The sequence below is a fragment of the Alcaligenes faecalis genome (assembly GCF_005311025.1).
GTDB lineage: Bacteria > Pseudomonadota > Gammaproteobacteria > Burkholderiales > Burkholderiaceae_B > Alcaligenes > Alcaligenes phenolicus.
Map to the genome: position 1 here is coordinate 3,146,640 of NZ_CP031747.1, position 21,156 is coordinate 3,167,795.

Below are 21,156 nucleotides of genomic sequence, written 5' to 3' on the forward strand. Positions count from 1 at the left end.
TTGAAAGAGCGCACAGCCCTACGTCAGGAAACAAGCCTCAGGCAGCCAGAACTGCCTGCGTACACAAGCTTCCCAGCAGGGGAGCCAGAATGACACCGGGGTGAGCCACGACGGCGAACAAACCATCTACAGTCCCAATAGGCCCACACAATGGCTGCTTGTTACTAGTCATGGGGCGCTGCCCGACCTCTATCGACAAGATGCGCGGGACAGAAGGTAGTTGCAGCAACTGGGCAATGGACTGACAGGTTTGCTCGGCCAGACGCTGCAAACCTGCCTCGCCTTCCAAAGGATAATCCAACGCCGACATCAACCCTCTTTCTTTGCCCGGTCGCAACTCCAGATCCTGAGCACAGAGTAAATGCCGGACCCGATTTCTATCAGCATCCAGGCGCAGTAACACGGCGGGCTGTTGCTCTATAGGCAACGCTACCCCTGCACTGGCTGCCAAAGCCAAGGCACCATAAGCATTGGCCAGCACCACCTTGTTGGCCTCGATGACTTGCCCTTGCACTTCTATACCGTTCACTCGCCCTCCTGCCGACAACACACGCTGTACCGTACCGGACAAAACCGTGGCGCCATTCGCTTGCGCCGCTTGAATAAAACAACGTGCCAGATCTACTGGCTCCAAGGCGAAATCATCGGGCGCCCACATTGCCAAATCCGGTACGGCTGCCAACGACGGTTCTTTCTGACGCACTTGCGCGGCTGACAGGCTTTCAACCCTGGAACCGGCTGCCAAATGCTCGGCAATCAAGGCGGCTGTCTCGTCCGTCGTTTCCCCCCAGGACAAGGCTCCACGCACGGTCATAGGCAATGCCCCCAAGCTCTGCTTCAGACGCGTGTACTCTTCCAGAGCGTGTAGACGCAAGGCAAAGGCGTCAGTGTCATCAGAAGGTGTACTGGCGCTGGCTCCTACCCATCCAAACGAGGCAGCGGTTGCGCTGGGCACACTACCCGAACCCTGATCGATCAAAGTGACTGCGGCACCCGCTTGAGTCAGATGCCAGGCGACCGACGCCCCCATCACACCACCACCGACGACCAGCACTTTGCATTTATGCGTCATAGCTTTCTACTAATGAGTAAACAAAAAAACAGCCAGCCCCTTGTGCGCATGAACAAGCGAACAACCAGCCAGGCAACAAGATACGGTCTGCTCTCAGCAAAAACAACAAGGGCCTGAATCCCTTGCAGAATTCAGGCCCTTGAGATCAGTCCAACTTACATCGTGCCTTGGCGGCGCTTGTAAAAGTTACCAATATACATGGCCAGCAGCACGAGCACGGTAGAGATCAGAATCATGATGATCCCCAGCGCCGAGAGCTTGCCCCACAACCCATCTTCGGCATAACCCAGCACCTGTACCGCCAGCACTTCCGTACCGGGACGGGACAGCACCACCGACACCGTCAGCTCACGAATGAACATGGTTGCCATCAAGATCCAGGCCGACACCACACCAGGAATCAGCAAAGGAATAATGATGCGGCGCATGGTGGTCCAGGAACTGGCCCCGGCAACGGCCGAGGACTCCTCCAGGTGGGCATGGACCTGCACAAAAGCGGCCGACAAGGGTCGGATACCGTAAGGCAGATAAGCGGCGATATAGGCCAGCAGCAAAGCGGTCAGCGTGGCATACAAAGGCGTTTGCACAAAGAACCACATAAAGCCGATACCAATCACAATCCCCGGGAAGGAAAAGGACAGGAAGCTCAAGGTATCCAGCAGCGCCGCCGCCCGCGTTCGTAACTTGACCACCACATAGGCCACAAACAGCGATAGCAATACACCCAGACTGGCTCCGACCACAGCCAGGAACAAACTGTTCTTCATGGCCACTTTGGAGATCGGATCTTGAATGACATCAATCCAGTTCGCCCAGCTCATCAAGGAGAAGGCGCGAGCACTAGGCACCATGGAATACGGAATCATGGAGGTGTACAGCAGCACGGCCACAGGCAGCACCACCATCAGCAAGCTGATAATGCCCACAATGATGAACAAGGGGATTTTCGCGCGACGCAATTCCAGCTGAGTGGGTTTGAAACCACGGCTGGAGATCGTCACATACTTGCTGCTTTCTTTCGTCATGTAGCGATACAGAACGATCAGGGCAATGGAGGCCGACAGCACACTCATGCCCAGCGCCGCCGCTTTTCCGTAATCCGGAGCGAAGCCGGTAGAGATCATCTCGAACAAATAAGTGGCCAGCACATCCACACGACCTGGGGTACCCAGAACACGTGGCACGGCGTAGGAAGCCAAGGCCCGCACAATCGCCAGAATGAAAGCCGCCATGATGGCTGGACGCAGAATCGGCAGGGTAACCCGCGTCAAGGTACGCCACAGACCGCCCCCGAACACACGCGAGGACTCTTCCATGGAAACGTCAAAAGAGGCCATGGCAGGCGCAATGATCAGGTAGGCCACAGGCATGTTCAACAAGCCTTCGACCAGAATCATGCCCCATAGGGAATAAATATTCAGCGGCGCTTCCTGCAGGCCCAATGTGTCCTGCAAGAACATATTGATCAGGCCGTTGGACGGGTTCAGCAACAATGCCCAGCTCACCGAGAACAGCAAGTGCGGAATCATCATGGGGACGATGGACAGCACCGTGAACACCCCTTTCATGGGCATGTTCGTACGCGTATTCAGGTAGGCCAGGAAAACAGCCAGCGCAGTAGAGAACAGGGACGAGCCCAGCACGAAAACCACCGTATTGAAGGTGACTTCCAGCAAGAAGGGATCGGTGTAGGCGGCTACGTATTTAGCCGTGGTAAAGGAGCCAAAAGCCGTCAGGCCCTGCGAGAAGCTGCCCAGCAGCAACATCAGGACCGGGCACAGCGTCAGAAAGCCGACGATCAGAATAAGCGACCAGCTAAGTGGTCTGCGTGTGTGATTCATGATGCCCCGCCCTTATGCCGACAACAGCATGCAGTGTTCAGGGTGCAGGTTAAAGCGTACGGTATCGCCCTCTTTCACCTTCACGTCTGGATCAATACACACCAGAAGCTGCTCTTTACCCACTTTGACCTCGGCCTCGTAGGACTCACCGACGAACTCCAGGGCCTGGACCTGACCGTGGAACAGGTTCTGCCCCACTTCATTGGCCTGGCTGCTGACACGAATAAATTCCGGGCGAATGCACAAGGTAACTTCGGTGCCCACGGGCAGGTCACGCTTCTTGCAATGCAGTTGGCCCAGTTCGCATTCCACAATGGTGGAGTCTGCACGCTGCTCCAGCACTTTGGCGCTGATCTGGTTGGCACGACCAATAAAGTCGGCCACAAAGCGGTGATCGGCATCAAAGTAAATTTTTTCTGGCGTACCAATTTCCAGAATCTTGCCACCTCGCATCACAGCGATGGAGTTGGACAAGGCCAATGCCTCGACGCGATCATGCGTCACGTACACAGCGGTAATGTCCAGACGGCTCAGAAATTCGCGCAGTTCTTTACGGGTTTCTTCACGCAGCTTGGCATCCAGGTTACTGAGCGGCTCATCAAACAAAATGACTTTAGGCTCGGCCACCAGGGCTCGGGCCAATGCCACACGCTGCTGCTGACCACCGGACAGACGCGTTGCGGAACGCTGATCCACCCCTTCCAGCTGCACAAACTTCAGGATGTTCGCGACTTTTTCACGAATCACCTCTTTGCGCTCGCCGCGCACTTGCAAGGGGTAAGCAATATTGTCGAACACCGTCATGTGCGGCCAGATGGCGTATGTCTGAAACACCATGCCCAAACCGCGCTTTTCCACCGGCACAGCAATATTCTTGGCGCTGGACCAGACGATCTCGTCCCCAATGCGGATTTCACCCTCGTCTGGGGTTTCCAGACCAACAATGCACCGCAGCAGCGTGGTTTTGCCGCAGCCGCTGGGCCCTAACAGTGTGAAAAACTCATTAGCGGGAATCGTCAGGTTGATATTGTCCAAAGCCTTGAAGGTTTTGCCCTCTGAGACATAGGTCTTGCTTAGGCCGGTAATTTCAATTTGCATAATGAGTAAATGTTTTCAATAAAAATAAGGCGAGGCGCCAAGGCGCCCCGTTCTAGACGAACCTGTCGTTCTTGTCGTCCCGATTAACGGACGGCGAAGATACGGCTGAATTCGCGGCCCCAACGGACCAGTTCTTCGTCGCTCAGGTCGCGAATAGGCTCGACCTTGGCTTTATCGATCCCCGCAACCGGAGGGTGTACCCCTGGAGCCAGGACGTATTCGCCAACCTTGTTGGCCAGAATGCCCATGGCTTCATTACCCAGCCAGTAGTCCAGGAACACGCGAGCAGCATCAGGATGCGGTGCATTCTTGGTCAGGGCGATGGCACGTGGGGAGCCCAGCAAGGGCTGATCCGACATGGGGCCCCAGGCCAATGGCGCAGGCGACTTGGTCACGATGTACTTGGGCATGGAAATGGCAATCAACTTCTCGCCACTTTCAATAGGAGCCGGAGTTGGGCCAAACGAGGCCACGAACATGGGCTTGTTGGCAGCCAGGCCTTTCAGGAAGTCCAGCCACTGCTCTTCACTGCTAAAGACCTTTTCCTTCAAACCAATCAGCCAGCCAATGGTGGAGGGGTGGTTGGAAGGGTTGGCCATCACAATCTTGTCTTTCCACTTGGGATCGGCCAGATCTTCGTAGCGTTGTGGCGCATCCTCGGCCTTGAGGTGGTCCGTATTATAGATATAAGACACATATTCGATGCCAAATTGAATAATCGAATCGTCTTGAATGGCCCACTCGGGGTAGCCCTGCACGGCTTCGGACTGATGAGGAATCAGCACGCCCTGCTCTTTGAGCAGTTGCAGCATGGGCAAGGGAGCCTGAACCACGTCCGCCATCAACTTGCCGGCGTTGAACTCGGTCAGGATGGTGGGGATGAACTTGGAGCTGGAAATACGGGTGTATTTGCCTTCAATGCCTTGCGCTTGTTGCAAGGCCTTCATGATGGGCTCTACCGCCGTGATGTTGGCGTAGAAAACAGCCTGGCCTTGAGCCTTTGCTTTTTCCAGTACGGCTGCGTCTGCCGCCCACGCCGCCCATGGCAAAGAGGTACTCATAGACGCCAGTCCGGTGGCACCTGCCAGCTTCAAGAAACGACGACGATCAAAAGTGGTCATAGGATTCAAGTTCCAGTTAATTAGCCAGGAAATTATGTGCGCCCATCATAATCCAGACAGGCAAATTCCATTTATTACAGATCTATGTTTGGTTTAGAACATGAGGGGCCTGACGCCGTCAAGCCTAAAACGTTTTGCCGCTTATTCGGGCAGGCAAAGATCAAGCCGATAAAGCTGCGCTAAGCTGTACGATCGAACAGATTATTTTCAAGGAGGCCCGCGCCATGACCCCATTCATTCAGCCTAAACACTATGAACCCGCCAGCCCGCAAAAAGTGGCGTTCATTGGTCTGGGGGTGATGGGCTATCCCATGGCAGGACATCTGGCCCAGGCAGGGCATCAAGTCACGGTGTACAACCGCAATCCAGCCAAGGCGGAACAATGGAGTAAGGAGTTCAAACAGGAATGGGCCGCTACTCCGGCCCTGGCCGCCGCACAAGCGGACATTGTTATGGCCTGCGTAGGCAATGATGATGACTTGCGCTCGATTTTTCTGGGACCGGACGGTGCGCTGGCAGGCATGAAGGCAGGTGGCCTGTTTATCGATCACACCACCGCCTCGGCCGAAGTGGCCCAGGAATTGGGAGCACTGGCTGCCAAACAGCAAGTTGCATTTATCGACGCCCCGATTTCCGGCGGGCAGGCTGGTGCTCAGAAAGGCATGCTCAGCATTATGTGCGGTGGGCAAGCTGAGGATATGGAACGCGCCCGCCCCCTGATGATGAGCTACGCCCAGGCCTGCACCCTGATGGGGCCCTTGGGATCCGGGCAGTTGTGCAAGATGGTGAACCAGATTGCCGTCGTCGGACTCTTGCAGGGGTTGGCCGAAGCCATGGCTTTTGGTGAACGGGCCGGACTGGATATGGAGCAGGCCCTGTCTGTATTGAGCAAGGGTGCGGCGCGCAGCTGGCAAATGGAAACTAAAGGCCCCACAATGCTGGCCAGAGACTTTCAGCCCGGCTTTACCGTGAACTGGATGTTGAAGGACCTGGATTTGGTGCAGCGGGAGGCACAGCGTAATGGGGCCCAGCTTCCCGCAACCCGCTTGATTCAGGAACAGTTTGCGAAGATTGCCCAGCAGGGCCATCGCGATTGGGATATTTCTACCCTGTTCAATCTGCTGGCCCGTCCAAACGACGCGGCTTAATTCACGTGTTTTCTGGTTTAGGCGCTTCGGACTGCAGCAAGGGCAAGCGTAGCGTCGCCTTCAAACCGTAGCCGCCCATATCGTTGGGCTCCCCATCGGTCAGCACAATCGTGCCGCCATTGCGCTCGGCGTAAGCCAGCGCAATGGCCAGACCCAGCCCGGAGCCAGAACCCCGTCCACCCTTGCGTGCCGGGCCGCCCCGGTCAAAACGTACAAATACGCTTTCACGCAAACTGGCGGCCAAGCCCATGCCGTTGTCGGTAACGCTGATCCAGGCCAGCTTGTCGTCATGCCCGGCAGAAACCGTAATTGCACTGCCACTACCAGCGTGATTGATGGCGTTGTGAATCAGGTTGGAAACGGACTCATGGATCTCGGCATCGCTGGCATACACCCACAAAGGTGCCTGCTCGCCCTCTTCTCCTGGCCCGATCCAGCCCAGATCCTGACGATGCTCACGGGCCAAAGGCAGATATTGCAACACCACCTCGCGCCCCAGACTGGCCAGGTCAACCTGCCCCTGGCTCATGGTGGTGGTATGACTGGCATGAGCCAAAGCCAGCAACTGCTCGGTCAGGCGAGTCGCCTGCCCCAATTGCTTGATGATCGCCCCGAGGGATTCGCGGACGCGCTCGATATCCGGTTCACGGCGAGCATATTGGGCCTGGGTATGAATGATCGCCAAAGGGGTGCGTAATTGATGCGAGGCGTCGGCCAGAAACTGGGCCTGCCGATCCAGCACGGAACGATACAACTCAATATGGTGATTGACCGAACGCACCAAAGGCACTACTTCACGAGGAACATCACGCTCGTCCAAAGGCTGTAAGTCGTCCACGCTACGGTTACGCACTTCCTGTCGCAAGGCCTGCAGGGGGCGCAAGGCCCACGCTACGGCAAACCACACCAACGCCACAGCCAGCAGCAACATGCGCAAATTGCGGAAAATGCCTTCGCGCCAGGCTTCTTGCTGGGTGCGCAAACGCAAATCCAGGCTTTCACCCACCATGACCAGAACCTGTCTATGCTGGCCTTTGTAGTGCAGGTCCCGCCACAAGGCCACCATGCGCACGGTGTCATTGCGAAAATACGAATCGTAGAAAACCGGCACGCCTTCATGGTCGGCCAGATTGGAAGGACGCGGCAGCCCTTCCATCCCCAGCAAGGTGCGCCCTTTTAACTGATTGGCATCAACACCGCCCAGGTTACGCACCAAAGGGGTGATTTCTTCGACGCGGAAATACTTGCGATTACCCGGTCGGGATTCCAGCATGACCTGCGCATAAAAAGGCGGATCAATACGCAAACTGCCGTCAGTATTGAACTCCACGCTGGTCTCCAGCACTTTGGCCGGTTCCAGCAAGGCGCTGTCGTAGACATTTTCCGTGACCGCGTTCATGGCCAGGTAGTCTTCCCAGCTGTCGTAAAGCAGTAAAGCCACCACCCCCGGTATCAGCAGTACCAGCAGCCAAAAGCGCAAACTGCCTTGCCAGGCATTGGCGGGGGGCGGAGAAGGGGCCGTCATGAAACGCCGGATTCCGCCTCAAGCACTTCCAGCATGTAGCCCAGACCACGCACCGTCACGATGTGCACATCGCTATTGGCCAGTTTCTTGCGCAAGCGATGCAGGACAACCTCGATAGCATCAGGGCTGGCATCGCTATCGTGCTCGAATACTCGGGCAAATAACTGAGACTTCTCTACAGGCATGCCAGAGCGGCTGATCAGAACCAGCAAGGCCGCATGCTCACGCGGCGTCAAATGCACAATGGCATTGTCCAGCAGGAATGCTCGGCTCTCAGGGTTGTATTCCAAAGAACCACAGCTGACCACCGGGGCCACACGACCACGGCTACGCCGTACCAGTGCCGCCAGGCGAGCTTCCAGCTCTTCCAGGGCAAAGGGTTTGGTCAGGAAATCATCGGCACCCAGATTCAGACCACGAACGCGATCCTGCAAGGCACCTTGAGCGGTCAGAATCAGCACAGGAGTGTGATCGCCGCGTTCACGCATCTCGCGCAAAAGCACCAGCCCGTGTTTGTCGGGCAGGCGCAAATCCATCACGACCGCATCATACTCATGGGCCGCCAACAGTACTTCTGCCGAGCGGGCGTCATGAGCGGGATCGGGCAAAAAACCACTTTGCGCCAAGGCCCGCTCCAGCCATGCGGCCATTTCCCGCTCATCTTCAACCAATAATATGCGCATGATCCCTGCTATCTAAGGTATCGGCATCAACTGCGCTTTGCAGGCGCTGACGTAAATAACGATTTTCCTGCCGTCGTCGGAACAAAATATCCGACAGCTCGTTCAGCGCTTGCTGATAGACTTCCCGCTTGAACTCAATCACTGAATCAAGTGGCACCCAATATTGACTCCAGCGCCATGCATCAAACTCCGGCGTCGACGAGGAACGCAGGCAGACATCACTGTCTCGCCCTACCAGCCGCAACAGGAACCAGATTTGTTTCTGGCCCTTGTAATGGCCACGCGCCTCCCGACGTACAAAATGATTGGGCACGTTGTAGCGAAGCCAATCTCGCGTCCGGCCTAATATACGGATATGCTCAGGCAGCAAGCCCACTTCTTCATGCAGTTCGCGGTACATCGCTTGTACGGGTGTTTCACCGTATTTAATACCGCCTTGCGGGAACTGCCAGGCATGTTCCCGAATACGCTTGCCCCAAAAAACCTCGTTCTTGCGATTAACGAGGATAATTCCGACATTAGGACGGTAGCCTTCACGATCTAACATAGGCCACCTCTAACGAATTCAATACAATTAGATCTGATTATACGTACCTGACGAGTTCCCTACCATGCATGCTAGCCAGTATCACATTAATACCCTGAAAGAAGCGCCTACCGAGGCCGAAGTTGCCAGCCACCAGCTCATGACGCGCGCCGGCATGATCCGTAAAGCCGCCGGCGGTATCTATACCTATATGCCGATGGGCCTGCGCGTGCTGCGCAAGATTGAAAACATCATCCGTCAGGAAATGGACCGCTCCGGCGCCATTGAGCTGCTGATGCCAGTCGTCCAGCCTGCCGAACTCTGGGTAGAGTCGGGCCGTTGGGAAAAATATGGTGACGAACTGCTGCGAATCAAGGATCGCCACCAGCGCGACTTCGTGCTGCAGCCTACCTCCGAAGAAGTGATCACGGACATTGCCCGCAACGAAATCCACAGCTGGCGCCAGTTGCCCATCAACTTCTACCACATTCAAACCAAATTCCGTGACGAGCGCCGTCCCCGCTTTGGCTTGATGCGTGGCCGCGAATTCACCATGAAGGATGCTTACTCCTTCGACCGCAATGCCGAGGACGCCCAAGCCAGCTACGACAATATGTACGACGCCTACATGCGCATCTTTGGGCGCCTGGGCTTGAACTTCCGTGCCGTGGCCGCTGATACCGGCTCCATTGGCGGTTCGCGCAGCCATGAATTCCAGGTGATTGCCGATACCGGCGAAGACTTGCTGGTTTACAACCCTGACACCGACTACGCTGCCAATATCGAGCTGGCTCCCGCCCCTTGCCTGCTGGCCGAGCGTGCCGCTCCTGGCCAAGCCCTGGTCAAGACCGCCACGCCTGATGCCCCCAAGTGTGAACTGGTGGCCCAATTCCTGGGCTGTGACCTGAGCCAAACCGTCAAGTCGGTTGTGCTGGCAACGGACGTCGAAGAAGACGGCAAGACCAAGAGCACCGTCCACCTGCTGCTGGTTCGTGGCGACCATGAAGTCAACGACATCAAGGTTTCCAAGCTGGCCGGCTTTGAAAAAGGCCACCGTCTGGCCACGGAAGAGGAAATTGTGGCCACCTTTGGCTGCAAGCCCGGTTACCTCGGTCCGATCGGCACCCGTCAGCCTGTGCAAGTGATTGCCGACCTGACCGTAGCCAATATGAGCGACTTTGTGTGCGGTGCCAACGAAGAAGGCTTCCACTACACGGGCGTGAACTGGGGTCGTGACCTGCCCGAGCCCATCAAGGCAGACCTGCGCAACGTGGTTCACGGCGACCCAGCCCCCGAAGGCGGCAAGCTGGCCATCCAGCGCGGTATTGAAGTGGGCCACGTTTTCTTCCTGGGCGATGTCTACTCCAAGAAGCTGAACGCCACCTTTTTGGAAACTGATGGTAAACCGGCTGTCATGCAAATGGGTTGTTATGGCATTGGCGTCAGCCGTATTGCCGCTGCTGCCATTGAACAAAACCACGACGAACGCGGCATGATCTGGCCTCGTGCCCTGGCTCCTTTCGAAGTGGTGATCTGCCCGATCGGCTTTACCAAAAGCGATGCTGTGCGTCAGACTGCTACTGATCTGTACACCCAGCTCAAAGAGCAAGGTGTGGATGTCATTCTGGACGACCGCGACGCCCGCCCCGGCATCATGTTTGCCGACTGGGAGCTGATTGGTGTGCCACTGCGCATTACCATTGGCGAGCGCGGCCTGAAAGAAGGCATGGTTGAAATGCAGGCACGCCGTGACGCCAGCAGCACCAACGTGCCGGTGGACCAGATTGCCCAGGTCAGCCTGGAGCGTTTGGCCACGCTGTAAGGACTCCAAGCAGGGCTGGCCGTGCGCCATGCCCTGCCCGTCAACATAAACTCTTTTACGAACGACATGCTTAATGACAAGTGGGACACCCAGGCTCGGCTTGATATTCGCGTATATTACGAAGACACCGACGCTGGGGGGATCGTATATTACGCCAACTACCTGAAATTCTTTGAGCGTGCGCGCACAGAATGGCTCAGGAACCTGGGCGTAAACCAATCCGATGTGGCCGAGCAGAATCAACGCCTGTTCGTAGTCAAGAAGGTTGAAATACAATATCTCAAACCTGCCCGGCTCGATGATTTGATCTCGGTGCGCAGCCGTATTACCCAGCTGGGTTCGGCTACCATCCATTTCGAACAAGGTGCCCTGCGAGGTGAGGAACTGTTATGCCAAAGCACCATCCAAATTGTTTGCGTTGACGCCAACACGCTTCGTCCAAGCAAGCTGGACTCTGATTTACGTACCCTCTTGGAAAAGGTTCAGGACTGACCATGCAAGCTACTAGCGACCTGTCGCTGATTTCGCTACTTCTCGATGCCAGTATTCCCGTTCAGCTTGTCATGCTGATTCTGTTGGGAATCTCGATTCTCTCGTGGGCCTATATTTTCAGTAAACGGGCTGCACTTAAACGCACGCTGGAACAGACCCGCCGCTTTGAGGACGACTTCTGGGCAGGTGGCGATCTGGCCGTGCTTCAGCAATCCATTTCCTCGCGTCGCGCCGAACACGGTGCACTGGCCCGTATTTTTGAAGCCGGCATGACCGAATTCATCAAGGCCCGTCGCAGCCAGAGCTCGGGCCCAGCCCTGCTGGACGGTCCACGCCGTGCCATGCGCGCCAGCTACCAGCGCGAAATGGACACACTGGAAACACACCTGAACTTCCTGGCCTCTGCCGGTTCGGTCAGCCCATACATCGGGCTGCTGGGTACCGTCTGGGGGATCATGCACGCCTTTATCGGTTTGTCCGGCATGCAGCAGGCCACACTGGCCTCGGTGGCTCCCGGTATCGCCGAAGCCCTGATCGCCACAGCTATCGGTCTGTTTGCCGCTATCCCTGCCGTGGTTGCCTACAACCGCTTTACCAACGAGCTCGATCGTATCTCGATCCGCTTTGACAGCTTTATCGACGAATTCCTGAACATCTTGCAGCGGCAGGTGAACTGATGCCATCGATGCGTGGAAGCACCGGCCGTCACGGCCGGCGCATGAAAAATGAAATCAACGTCGTCCCTTATATCGACGTGATGCTGGTGCTGCTGGTGATCTTCATGGTCACTGCTCCCATGATTACCCCCGGTCTGGTGGAATTGCCTTCGGTAGGCCAAGCCTCCGAAGTGCCTGCCAAGCCGGTGGAAATCCAGGTTGATAAGGACGGCAAACTGGCCATTCGCTTGCGCGATGCGGGCTCCGAGTTCATGAACATCGAAAAGTCCACACTGCTCAATGAAGTGCGCTCGCGTATGGAGGCCGACAGCCCGGTTGTCATTGCCGCCGACGGCAAGGTTCCCTACGAGACCGTCATGGGCTTGATGGATGAACTGCGCTCCAATGGCATTAACCGCCTGGGTCTGATCGTCGATCGCAACAGCGATCCTGACGCTCGCAAATAACCTCTGGCCGGATAGCGTGCTCGCCGTCCGGCGCGAAAAACCTGAACTGAATGAAGCACAGAACACGCAATACCCGCAATCAGGCGCTGCGCTCGCCTGAGCAAAAGGAAGATCGGCGCGGCTTGCTCATCGCCCTGGGTCTGCACGGGCTGTTGCTGCTCGCCATTTTGGCGGGAGCCCTTTTTTCTGCGCCCAAGACCCCCAATGCGGTGCAGGTCGAATTGTGGATGGACGGTGTCGCACCCGATGCGGCCGTCAATGCTGATCCCGAAGCCCCCGAGGCCGAACCCGAGCCGCAGCCTGAGCCTGAACCGGCTCCAGAGCCAGAACCCAAGCCCGAGCCCAAACCTGAACCGGCTCCGGCTCCCAAGCCGCCTCCAGAGCCTGAAAAGGTCACCCCTCCTGCTGAACCTGAGGTTGATCCCGAAATCGCCCTGGAGCAGGCTCGCAAGGAACGCGAGAAAAAAGAGCGTGAAGAAAAGCTGGAACAGGAGCGTCAGGAGAAACAGCGTCAGGACAAGCTAGCTGCTGAACGTCGCGAACGCGAACAAAAGGAAAAGCAGGAACAGGAACGCAAGGAAAAAGCTGAAGCCAAAGCCAAGGCAGACGCAGAGCGCAAGGCTAAAGCAGAAGCCGACGCGAAAGCCAAGGCCGATGCCGAACGCAAGGCCAAAGCCGATGCAGAAGCCAAAGCCAAGGCGGATGCCGAAGCTAAAGCCAAAGCAGACGCGGAACGTAAAGCCCGTGCCGAGGCCGCCGCCAAAGCCCGTGCCGATGCCGAGCGCAAGGCCAAGGAAGAAGCATTCCGCCGTGCCATGCGTGAAGGTGCCCCCGGACGTCCCGGTGGTACAGCAGACCGCAACCAGGCCGGAGGCGGTGGTGGTGATGGTGGCTATGCCGCCAAGGTGCGCGCTTGCGTGCAGCCTGGCGTGGTCTACAGCACCCCTGCCCGCTCTGAAGTACGTGGCAACCCTGCACTGCAGTACCGCGTGGACCTGAATGCCGATGGCACGCCTAACCGCGTTCAAATCAAACGATCGTCCGGCATCGCGCAGTTCGATGATGCCGTATCCAAGGGTCTTGCCCGTTGCAGCCCTTTCCCCAAACCGCCTAGCGGGCAGTATCCATCGTATATTGATGGCGAATACCGCATGTTCGATTAATCAGGAGATTGCATAATGACCGCCGCTACCCCAGCCCTGGCGACCTTAGGTCGTCATTGGCGCGCCACGGCCACTGGAGCGTTTGCCCTGGCCGCTGGCATGTTCGCCAGCCAACCGGCCCAGGCCCAACTGCGGGTCGATATATCGGGTGTGGGTGCTACCCAGTACCCCATCGCGATCGCCGATTTTGCTGACAACCCAGCCAGCCAATCGCTAGCTGAAGTTATCCGTGCCGACCTGACCCGTTCGGGTCAATTCCAATTGATCAATGCCACTGGTGCTGGTCTGAATGCAGAAAGCACGATTGCCTACGACGAATGGCGCAATCGCGGTGCCGATTACCTGGCCTATGGTTCGGTTGCCCAGACCGGCGGCCAATATTCCATCAGCTATCGCCTGGTGGATTCGGTCCGTCAAACACAACTGGATGGGGTGGCTTTTGCGGGCAGTGAAAAAGAACTGCGCCGTATTTCCCACCAGATTGCAGACCGGATTTATGAAAAAATTACCGGCGTGCGCGGTGTTTTTTCGACTCGACTGGCCTACGTGTTGCAAACAGGCAACAACTACGAGTTACAAATTGCTGACGCGGACGGGCAAAATCCGCAAGTAATGTTGCGTTCTCGACACTCAATCATCTCCCCAGCCTGGTCTCCTGACGGTAAAAAGCTGGCTTATGTGAGCTTCGAAAACGACAAACCTGTTGTATATGTGCAAACTTTGGCCACCGGTCACCGCGAACCGTTAGCTAATTTCAAGGGTAATAACAGTAGTCCAGCATGGGCTCCCAACGGCAATCAGGTCGCTGTTGTGCTCTCCAGAGACGGTATTTCGCAGATTTACACGCTAAATACGGACGGCTCCGGATTGCGCCGCGTGATGCGTTCTCCCTTGATCGATACTGAACCGAGTTTTATGCCCGATGGCAACTCCCTTGTATTTGTGAGCGATCGTGGTGGCGCTCCCAATATTTACAAAGTAAGCCTGGGTGGTGACGATGCACAGCGCATTACCTTCAACGGGAGTTACAATATTTCACCGGAGGTCTCTGCAGACGGTACTAGGCTTGTATACGTCACACGCAGAAACGGTGCTTTCCGAATTGCCACTCAAGATATGGCATCAGGAGCTGAGCAACTGCTGACGACAGGTCCCGACGATCAGTCTCCGAGTTTCGCCCCTAATGGGATGCAGATCTTATATAGTTCTGTTCAGGGGGGCCGCAGTGTCCTAGCTGTGACATCCGTGGACGGTCGCGTTCGTCAGACCCTCTCGTCTTTGAATGGCAAAGTACGCGAACCCACCTGGGGACCATTTACCAACTGACATCCTGTGTGACTCTTTTTCAAAAGGAATTCAAATGAGCTCGCGCATTCTTAAAAGTCTTACCCTCGCCGTTATGGCTGCCGCCCTTGCTGCTTGCAGCTCGGTTCCTCTGGATCAATCTGGCTCCGGTTCAACCGGCGGTACAGGATCGGACTCTGCCAGCGCAGGCCAGATCATGGACCCCTTCAACCCTCAAAGCCCACTGGCACAACAACGCTCGGTGTTCTTTGACTACGACAGCTACGTGGTTAACGACCAGTACCGTGGCCTGGTAGAAATGCACGCTTCGTACCTGAGCAGCCATCCTCAGCAAACCGTACGTATCGAAGGTAATACCGACGAGCGCGGTGGTGCCGAGTACAACTTGGCTCTGGGTCAGCGTCGTTCCGACGCCGTGGCACGCATGCTGGGTCTGCTGGGCGTAAGCAACAGCCAGATCGAAGCTGTGAGCTTTGGTAAAGAGCGTCCAAAAGCATTGGGTAACACCGAAGCTGATTACGCTGAAAACCGTCGCGCAGACATCGTTTACCAACGATAATTCCTGCATCGACCAAGTGGTTCCGACGCCGTGGCGGTTGTTAACGCCGCGGCGTTTTTTATCGGCGCTGTGCCCGATCCACTGAAAATTCGTTATGCTGGACAGCGGGCTCGCCAGGCCGGCACAAAGCCCCCAGATCACAGCCCCCAACAGAGGGGAAACCGGCAGGTGAGGAGCCTGCGCATTGCGGATGCACATTTTTTAACGGACTTCACTATGCACGCTTATAAAAAGCCTTTTCGTCTCGCGACCGTTGCCCTGTTCGCTACGGCCGCCCTGTTCGCCAGCCTGCCGGCCAAGGCCTTTGCCGATGACGAGGCCCGACGCGCCATTTTGGAGCTGCGGCAGCAAATTCGTCAGATGAACGAGCAAAACACCCAGGCTCGCCTGCAATTGGCTGATCAAATTGATACCCTGCGCTCCGAAGTGGTGTCGCTGCGCGGCCAGGTAGAAAAACTGAGCTGGCAAGCCAGCGGCCAAGGCCAGGCCAATAGCCCGGCTCCCGGCCAGCAAAGCCCTCATGCCGCCGACCCACAAGAACAAGCCGTCTTTGATAGTGCCATGGACGCTTACCGAGCTGGCCAATACAAGCCCGCCGCCGATGCCTTTGCCGGTTTTCTGGCCGCCTACCCCTCCAGCGTTCTGGCTGACGAAGTGCGCTTTTACGAAGGCAGCAGCCTGTACGCCGTCAAAAGCTTCAAGACCTCCATTCAGAAACTCCAGGCTTTTGTGAAGGCCTCCCCACAAAGCCCACGCGCGGCTGATGCCCTGATGGTGACAGCCTCCAGCCAGATCGAACTGAACGATCTGAGCGGTGCCAAAACCACCTTGCAGCGTATCGTCAAGGACTACCCACAATCCGAGGCAGCCGAGACCGCGCGCAGCCGCTTGAAATTGCTGGAATAATCACCCAGCGCGCAGTGCCACAAGGACCGGGTTCAGACCCGGTCTGTTTTTTTCAGGTGGCCCATCCTTGCCTGACCTCTACTGCTTGCCATGACAAACCCTTTTGCCGATTTCTCCACGCTTGAACTGACCGCGCAAGGCTATCGCCACACCTTTGTGGATCAGGGACAAGGCGCACCCGTTTTGCTGATCCACGGTTCCCTGTGCGACTGGCGCTACTGGCGCTGGCAGATCCCCGCCTTTGCTACCCAGTATCGGGTTCTGGCTCCCAGCCTGCGCTCCTACTGGCCCGGAGCACCCAGCCCCGGCCACTTCAGTACGGCGCAACACGCCCAGGACCTGCAGGCCCTGCTGGATCAGCATATTCCTGATGAGAAAGTGCATATCGTTGGGCACTCTCGCGGTGGTCATGTAGCCCTGCTGCTGGCTCAAAGAATGCCCGAGCAGGTGGCCAGCCTGACCCTGGCGGATCCCGGCTTTCCGACTCCCGGTGCCTACTCCTATGCTCCCTTGTTCCAGCAAGTGGCCGAACGCCTGGAACAGGGCGACCGCGATGGTGCCATGGCTTTGTTTGTGGATACGGTCAATGGCTCGGGGACGTGGAAGCAAATGACACGCTGGTTCCGCGAGATGATTCAGGACAACGCCCACACCATGTTGGATCAGCAGCAAGAGCCCAATCAAGGTCCGGATCTGGAGTGGCTCAAGCAGATGAAGGCGCCCTTAAGTTTCATCACAGGCGAAAACAGCCCCACACGCTATCACCATTGCATGGACATCATTCGTCAGCACCGACGCGAGGATCAGATGCACCGCATCCCGCTGGCTGCCCACGGTATGAATCTGGCCAATCCCAAGGCGTTCAACCAGGCGGTGCTGGACGCGCTGCAAGCCTGAAGCCCAATGCAAAACTGGCCGCATGCAGCGGCCAGCTCCCGGTCTCTATCCAAACGCTAATTACGTTTAATAAGCCTGTGTCTTGGCAGGTCGCAACTCGCACTCGGCCTGGACCTGAGTATCGTCCGACAGATGAATGCTCAAGATGACGCGCTCCCCCAGGGCCAAGTCTTCTTTGGCCTGACCCAGCATCACGTGGAAAGCCCCCGGCTTCAGGCTTAATACTCCCCCTGCCGGGATCTCCACCTCGGAGACATGCGACATGCGCGCCATCCCCTCGCTCTCGCTAGTTTGATGCAACATCACATGCCCAAAGGACAATGAGCTGGCTCCTGTCACGGCTACGGACTGCTCACCCTTGTTCTCCAGTTCCAGATAGGCGGCGGAAGGTGTGGGCTCGGGCATCATGCGCACCCAGCATTGGCTGGCATGGACCTGCGTGCTCAAGGCGCGTACCGGTTCGGGCGTGCCATGACCATGGCCTCCATGCCCCTGTGCCATCACGGTGCCGGTTGATGCCAGCAAACTCAAGGCAAACACAATTGCGCTGCGTTTCATGATGCTCCTCGCTTCTTGTTGATCGATTGGAATGGGTCCAGCCCTGAACAGCCGGGCGCCGAACTACCCCGATACGCGGGACGATCTGATACAGTACCAGCCAGTATGCCCTTCTTACAACGGCCTTCTTTTCAGTGACGACGTCATGACCAGCACACACTCTGCACCCGAGCCTAAAATCGATATTGTTCAGTTTCGTGATCTTCTAGAGCGTCTGCATCCCTTTGCCGCCGTTTTGGGTATTGATGTTGTCCACATAGGCCACGACAACGCCTGTTTGCGCTTGCCCGAGCGCAATGCCCACCAGCGCATGGGCGGCATGGTGGCAGGCCCCATGCTGATGGGGCTGGCTGATCTGGCCTTGTATGCCGCTGTAGTCGGAGCCACGGGCAACCCCGATGCTGTCACCTCCAGCCTGACCATCAATTTCCTGCGCAAGGCCCCTCCCGGCGATATTCTGGCTCATGCCCGGATTCACAAGACCGGCCGTACCTGCGCGGGCGATGTACTGCTCGAACCGGCCAACGGTGGCCCGGCAGTCGCACAAGTTATCAGCACCTGGTCCCTGCCTCGCGCCAAATAAACCATGTTTGCAAAGTCTCAAACTACCAGCCCGAGCCAGCTCTGGTTGGCGGAGTTGCAATCCTCCCTGCGATTGGGCGGCCCCCTGATTCTGACCAACCTGGCTCAAGTCAGCCTGTTGGCAACCAACCTGATTTACATGGGCCGACTGGGCCCTGATGAGCTGGCTGCCGGTTCACTGTCCGCCAGTCTGTATCAGGCCTTCATGATTTTCAGCATGGGGCTGGTGTCCGCTGTCGTTCCCATGCTGGCCACAACGCTGGGCCGACGACTGCGCAATGTACGCGAATCCCAGCAAATCATCCGTCACGGCTTTCTGACGGCTTTACTGATTACCCTGCCTGCCTGGATTGTGTTGTGGAATGCCGAGCATATCTTGCTGATGATGGGCCAGGACCCTGTTGTCGCGGCGCGCTCGGTGACCTATATGCACACCCTGCAATGGGCTTTGCTGCCCTATCTGGGTTACATCGTGCTGCGCTCCTTCTTGGCCGCCATGGAAAAGCCGGGATGGACTTTGGCGGTGGCCATCACCGCGATCGGTATCAATGCCGTGCTGGGCTGGCTCCTGGTCTTTGGCAATCTGGGCATGCCCGCCATGGGACTGGCAGGCGCAGGTCTGGCCACCACCTTGTCCAGCATCTTCATGTTCGCAGGTTTGAGCTGGGTGGTACTGCGCGATCCGCGCTTCCGACGCTACTACCTGTTCAACGATGCCTGGCAGTGGAGTGTGAAGCGTCTGTGGAAAATGTGGGCGCTGGGCATCCCCATTGCGATTACCTTCACCCTGGAAACCCTGGTGTTTTACGCCGCCGTCATGATGATGGGCGTACTGGGGCAATCTGATCTGGCCGCACACGCGATTGCCATGCAGATCTGCTCGGTGTCCTACATGATTCCTTTGGGCTTCAGTCAGGTTGCCACCATCCGTGTGGGGCTGGCTGCAGGCCGGGTCGATCCTTTGGGTGCCCGCCGCGCCGGCTGGATTTCCTACATTCTGGGGGTAGGCTTCATGGGGCTGGCGGCTCTGGTATTCTGGTTCGCCCCCTTGACCCTGATTGGCCTGTTTCTGGATCTGGATGTCGCCGAAAACCAGGCCGTTATTCAGTTGGCCATTACCTTCCTGGCGCTGGCGGCGCTGTTTCAGATCAGTGATGGTGCTCAGGCCGTGGCTGCAGGGATGCTACGCGGCCTGCATGACACGCGCATACCCATGCTGCTGGCCTTGCTAGGGTATTGGGTGCTGGGCGTTCCTACGGGCTCTTTGTTGGCCTTCCAGTTCAATATGGGTGGGATGGGAATCTGGATCGGGCTGGTGACAGGTTTGTCTGTGGTTGCCGTGCTGATGACGCTGCGCTGGATGCGAGCATCGACACGCTTGGGCCGCAAGCGGCCTGCACAGGCAGCATAGTTCTGAGGTCGGTTCCATAGATCAATTTTGCATGGCGACTCTGTATTGCAGCTCTGTGCGTCAGCTTTGTCTTCCTGAACGGATGACAAACCAGCCCCGGAACAAACACCGAACAAGCTCGGGCTTGATCCCAGCAGCAGCCTGAAAAGCCACACGGGCCACTTATAACAGAGCCCCTTGTCGGAGAGTCCGACAAGGGGCTTTGTTTATCTACAGACTGCGGGGCAGCTTACTGCTTGGGCAGTTTGCTGGCCACGCCTTCCACGTAGTAGTCCATGCGGTTCAAGGCATCGTCATCCAGGAAACCGGACTCCAGACGCACCTTGCCATCGTTGTCCTTGATAGGAGCGGCAAAGGGTTGCAGTGTGCCAGCCACGATCTCGGCCTGTTTGGCCAGAACGAACTCTTTCACGTCAGCCGGCACTTCAGGACCGAAGCCTTCCAAAGCAGCCATACCGGACTTCAGGCCGCCCCAGGTGCTGTCGTTCTGCCATTTGCCATCCAGAACTTCAGTGGCTTTGCGAGTGAAGTAATCACCCCAGTGGTGGGTCACGGCAGCCAGTTGAGCTTTAGGACCGAACTTGCTCATGTCGGAGTGGTAGGCAATCGCGTACTTGCCAGCTTCTTCAGCCGCTTGCACGGTGGCGGTGGAGTCGGTGTGGTGAGTCACCACGTCCGCCCCCTGACCCAGCAGCGTGACCGCTGCGTCACGCTCTTTACCTGGGTCGTACCAGCTATTGGCCCAAACCACGCGCACTTGGGCTTCGGGGTTCACGCTCTTCAAACCGATGGCAAAGGCGTTGATGCCTTGCAGCACTTCAGGAATGGGGTGAGCACCCACGTAACCGACCACATTGGACTTGGTCATCTTGCCGGCCAATACGCCAGCCAGGTAACGGGACTCGTAGAAACGGGCGTTGGTGGTGGCCACGTTAGGAGCCGTCTTGTAGCCGGTAGAGTGCACGAACTTCACGTCAGGAAACTGCTTGGCCACTTTCTGCGTCTGGTTCATGTAACCAAACGAGGTGGTGAAGATCAGCTTGTTGCCTTGCTGGGCCAGATCGCGAATGACGCGCTCTGCGTCAGCACCTTCAGGCACGTTTTCTACGTACTGAGTGACCACGCGGCCTTTCAGGGCCTCTTCCATTTCACGACGGCCAATGTCTTGCTGCCAGGTCCAACCGGCTTCACCGATAGGGCTGACATACACAAAACCGATTTTCAGGGGTTCTTGATCGTTTGCCTGAGCGGACACAGGCAAGGCGGCCAGGGGGGAAGCGATGGCAGCGGCCAAAAGAGCCTTGCGCATAAAGTTTCCAGTCAT

General features: G+C 57.1%; 21 protein-coding genes. 12 read left to right on the forward strand and 9 right to left on the reverse strand.

The window, feature by feature from the left end; translation table 11 throughout:
- Window positions 1-37: 37 nt before the first annotated feature.
- From D0C27_RS14475 to D0C27_RS14490, 4 genes are all read right to left on the reverse strand, one after another.
- The gene (locus tag D0C27_RS14475) at window positions 38-1,072 is read right to left on the reverse strand and encodes an NAD(P)/FAD-dependent oxidoreductase (RefSeq protein WP_137431224.1); all 1,035 of its coding nucleotides are present in this window, start codon (window positions 1,070-1,072) and stop codon (window positions 38-40) included.
- 155 nt (window positions 1,073-1,227) lie between these two features.
- On the reverse strand, window positions 1,228-2,913 hold the full coding sequence (locus tag D0C27_RS14480) for an ABC transporter permease (RefSeq protein ID WP_022983205.1): 1,686 nt from the start codon (window positions 2,911-2,913) through the stop codon (window positions 1,228-1,230).
- A gap of 12 nt (window positions 2,914-2,925) precedes the next feature.
- Window positions 2,926-4,011, reverse strand: coding sequence for an ABC transporter ATP-binding protein (locus D0C27_RS14485; protein ID WP_022983206.1), 1,086 nt, complete (start codon window positions 4,009-4,011; stop codon window positions 2,926-2,928).
- 83 nt (window positions 4,012-4,094) lie between these two features.
- Window positions 4,095-5,132 (reverse strand): ABC transporter substrate-binding protein, encoded by a 1,038-nt coding sequence (locus tag D0C27_RS14490; protein WP_009454900.1) that lies wholly within the window; start codon window positions 5,130-5,132, stop codon window positions 4,095-4,097.
- Window positions 5,133-5,356: 224 nt separating this feature from the next.
- On the opposite strand from D0C27_RS14490, the gene D0C27_RS14495 reads away from it, so the two are divergent.
- Window positions 5,357-6,280 carry an NAD(P)-dependent oxidoreductase gene (locus tag D0C27_RS14495; protein ID WP_137431225.1) on the forward strand — a complete coding sequence of 308 codons (924 nt, stop codon included), beginning with the start codon at window positions 5,357-5,359 and terminating at the stop codon, window positions 6,278-6,280.
- Between the two features lies 1 nt (window position 6,281).
- Here D0C27_RS14495 and D0C27_RS14500 read toward each other — a convergent pair whose 3' ends face one another.
- From D0C27_RS14500 to D0C27_RS14510, 3 genes are read right to left on the reverse strand one after another with little or no spacing between them, the layout of a single operon-like run.
- Window positions 6,282-7,805, reverse strand: a complete 1,524-nt coding sequence (locus D0C27_RS14500; protein WP_137431226.1) for a sensor histidine kinase — start codon at window positions 7,803-7,805, stop codon at window positions 6,282-6,284.
- A complete protein-coding gene (locus tag D0C27_RS14505) occupies window positions 7,802-8,488 on the reverse strand; it encodes a response regulator (RefSeq protein WP_022983208.1) in 687 nt (228 codons plus the stop codon). Before D0C27_RS14505 ends, D0C27_RS14500 begins: the two co-directional genes overlap by 4 nt.
- On the reverse strand, window positions 8,469-9,035 hold the full coding sequence (locus D0C27_RS14510; protein WP_009454891.1) for an RNA pyrophosphohydrolase: 567 nt from the start codon (window positions 9,033-9,035) through the stop codon (window positions 8,469-8,471). Before D0C27_RS14510 ends, D0C27_RS14505 begins: the two co-directional genes overlap by 20 nt.
- 64 nt (window positions 9,036-9,099) lie before the next feature.
- Here D0C27_RS14510 and D0C27_RS14515 point away from each other — a divergent pair, with 64 nt between their 5' ends.
- The 9 genes from D0C27_RS14515 to D0C27_RS14555 all read left to right on the forward strand — a co-directional run bounded on the left by D0C27_RS14515 (window position 9,100) and on the right by D0C27_RS14555 (window position 17,281).
- Window positions 9,100-10,836 carry a proline--tRNA ligase gene (locus D0C27_RS14515; RefSeq protein WP_060186622.1) on the forward strand — a complete coding sequence of 579 codons (1,737 nt, stop codon included), beginning with the start codon at window positions 9,100-9,102 and terminating at the stop codon, window positions 10,834-10,836.
- A 66-nt stretch (window positions 10,837-10,902) separates the two neighbouring features.
- Window positions 10,903-11,328, forward strand: coding sequence for a tol-pal system-associated acyl-CoA thioesterase (gene ybgC, locus D0C27_RS14520; RefSeq protein WP_035273401.1), 426 nt, complete (start codon window positions 10,903-10,905; stop codon window positions 11,326-11,328).
- Window positions 11,329-11,330: 2 nt separating this feature from the next.
- A complete protein-coding gene (tolQ, locus tag D0C27_RS14525; protein WP_009454887.1) occupies window positions 11,331-12,005 on the forward strand; it encodes a protein TolQ in 675 nt (224 codons plus the stop codon).
- Window positions 12,005-12,451 carry a protein TolR gene (tolR, locus tag D0C27_RS14530; protein ID WP_035273311.1) on the forward strand — a complete coding sequence of 149 codons (447 nt, stop codon included), beginning with the start codon at window positions 12,005-12,007 and terminating at the stop codon, window positions 12,449-12,451. Before tolQ ends, tolR begins: the two co-directional genes overlap by 1 nt.
- A gap of 50 nt (window positions 12,452-12,501) precedes the next feature.
- A complete protein-coding gene (gene tolA / locus D0C27_RS14535; protein ID WP_137431227.1) occupies window positions 12,502-13,614 on the forward strand; it encodes a cell envelope integrity protein TolA in 1,113 nt (370 codons plus the stop codon).
- Window positions 13,615-13,629: 15 nt separating this feature from the next.
- Window positions 13,630-14,940, forward strand: a complete 1,311-nt coding sequence (gene tolB, locus D0C27_RS14540; protein WP_009454880.1) for a Tol-Pal system beta propeller repeat protein TolB — start codon at window positions 13,630-13,632, stop codon at window positions 14,938-14,940.
- A 34-nt stretch (window positions 14,941-14,974) separates the two neighbouring features.
- Window positions 14,975-15,478 carry a peptidoglycan-associated lipoprotein Pal gene (gene pal, locus D0C27_RS14545; protein ID WP_009454878.1) on the forward strand — a complete coding sequence of 168 codons (504 nt, stop codon included), beginning with the start codon at window positions 14,975-14,977 and terminating at the stop codon, window positions 15,476-15,478.
- A gap of 216 nt (window positions 15,479-15,694) precedes the next feature.
- Window positions 15,695-16,384: a tol-pal system protein YbgF gene (ybgF, locus tag D0C27_RS14550; protein ID WP_022983212.1), complete on the forward strand. Its 690-nt coding sequence runs from the start codon at window positions 15,695-15,697 to the stop codon at window positions 16,382-16,384.
- A 90-nt stretch (window positions 16,385-16,474) separates the two neighbouring features.
- Window positions 16,475-17,281: an alpha/beta fold hydrolase gene (locus D0C27_RS14555; RefSeq protein ID WP_035273317.1), complete on the forward strand. Its 807-nt coding sequence runs from the start codon at window positions 16,475-16,477 to the stop codon at window positions 17,279-17,281.
- A gap of 66 nt (window positions 17,282-17,347) precedes the next feature.
- Here D0C27_RS14555 and D0C27_RS14560 read toward each other — a convergent pair whose 3' ends face one another.
- A complete protein-coding gene (locus tag D0C27_RS14560) occupies window positions 17,348-17,839 on the reverse strand; it encodes a copper chaperone PCu(A)C (protein WP_060186618.1) in 492 nt (163 codons plus the stop codon).
- Between the two features lie 145 nt (window positions 17,840-17,984).
- On the opposite strand from D0C27_RS14560, the gene D0C27_RS14565 reads away from it, so the two are divergent.
- Window positions 17,985-18,422, forward strand: coding sequence for a PaaI family thioesterase (locus D0C27_RS14565; RefSeq protein WP_035273402.1), 438 nt, complete (start codon window positions 17,985-17,987; stop codon window positions 18,420-18,422).
- 3 nt (window positions 18,423-18,425) lie between these two features.
- Entirely contained in the window at window positions 18,426-19,832 is a 1,407-nt protein-coding gene (locus D0C27_RS14570; protein WP_035273323.1) for an MATE family efflux transporter, read from the forward strand.
- A gap of 229 nt (window positions 19,833-20,061) precedes the next feature.
- On the opposite strand, the gene D0C27_RS14575 is transcribed toward D0C27_RS14570, so the two are convergent.
- On the reverse strand, window positions 20,062-21,141 hold the full coding sequence (locus D0C27_RS14575; RefSeq protein WP_009454862.1) for a BMP family ABC transporter substrate-binding protein: 1,080 nt from the start codon (window positions 21,139-21,141) through the stop codon (window positions 20,062-20,064).
- Between the last annotated feature and the right edge of the window lie 15 nt (window positions 21,142-21,156).

Bases quoted from the DNA above. Each gene is read 5' to 3' on its own strand.
- D0C27_RS14475 (WP_137431224.1), bottom strand. From the start codon at position 1,072: ATGACGCATAAATGCAAAGTGCTGGTCGTCGGTGGTGGTGTGATGGGG.
- D0C27_RS14480 (WP_022983205.1), bottom strand. From the start codon at position 2,913: ATGAATCACACACGCAGACCACTTAGCTGGTCGCTTATTCTGATCGTC.
- D0C27_RS14485 (WP_022983206.1), bottom strand. From the start codon at position 4,011: ATGCAAATTGAAATTACCGGCCTAAGCAAGACCTATGTCTCAGAGGGC.
- D0C27_RS14490 (WP_009454900.1), bottom strand. From the start codon at position 5,132: ATGACCACTTTTGATCGTCGTCGTTTCTTGAAGCTGGCAGGTGCCACC.
- D0C27_RS14495 (WP_137431225.1), top strand. From the start codon at position 5,357: ATGACCCCATTCATTCAGCCTAAACACTATGAACCCGCCAGCCCGCAA.
- D0C27_RS14500 (WP_137431226.1), bottom strand. From the start codon at position 7,805: ATGACGGCCCCTTCTCCGCCCCCCGCCAATGCCTGGCAAGGCAGTTTG.
- D0C27_RS14505 (WP_022983208.1), bottom strand. From the start codon at position 8,488: ATGCGCATATTATTGGTTGAAGATGAGCGGGAAATGGCCGCATGGCTG.
- D0C27_RS14510 (WP_009454891.1), bottom strand. From the start codon at position 9,035: ATGTTAGATCGTGAAGGCTACCGTCCTAATGTCGGAATTATCCTCGTT.
- D0C27_RS14515 (WP_060186622.1), top strand. From the start codon at position 9,100: ATGCATGCTAGCCAGTATCACATTAATACCCTGAAAGAAGCGCCTACC.
- ybgC (WP_035273401.1), top strand. From the start codon at position 10,903: ATGCTTAATGACAAGTGGGACACCCAGGCTCGGCTTGATATTCGCGTA.
- tolQ (WP_009454887.1), top strand. From the start codon at position 11,331: ATGCAAGCTACTAGCGACCTGTCGCTGATTTCGCTACTTCTCGATGCC.
- tolR (WP_035273311.1), top strand. From the start codon at position 12,005: ATGCCATCGATGCGTGGAAGCACCGGCCGTCACGGCCGGCGCATGAAA.
- tolA (WP_137431227.1), top strand. From the start codon at position 12,502: ATGAAGCACAGAACACGCAATACCCGCAATCAGGCGCTGCGCTCGCCT.
- tolB (WP_009454880.1), top strand. From the start codon at position 13,630: ATGACCGCCGCTACCCCAGCCCTGGCGACCTTAGGTCGTCATTGGCGC.
- pal (WP_009454878.1), top strand. From the start codon at position 14,975: ATGAGCTCGCGCATTCTTAAAAGTCTTACCCTCGCCGTTATGGCTGCC.
- ybgF (WP_022983212.1), top strand. From the start codon at position 15,695: ATGCACGCTTATAAAAAGCCTTTTCGTCTCGCGACCGTTGCCCTGTTC.
- D0C27_RS14555 (WP_035273317.1), top strand. From the start codon at position 16,475: ATGACAAACCCTTTTGCCGATTTCTCCACGCTTGAACTGACCGCGCAA.
- D0C27_RS14560 (WP_060186618.1), bottom strand. From the start codon at position 17,839: ATGAAACGCAGCGCAATTGTGTTTGCCTTGAGTTTGCTGGCATCAACC.
- D0C27_RS14565 (WP_035273402.1), top strand. From the start codon at position 17,985: ATGACCAGCACACACTCTGCACCCGAGCCTAAAATCGATATTGTTCAG.
- D0C27_RS14570 (WP_035273323.1), top strand. From the start codon at position 18,426: ATGTTTGCAAAGTCTCAAACTACCAGCCCGAGCCAGCTCTGGTTGGCG.
- D0C27_RS14575 (WP_009454862.1), bottom strand. From the start codon at position 21,141: ATGCGCAAGGCTCTTTTGGCCGCTGCCATCGCTTCCCCCCTGGCCGCC.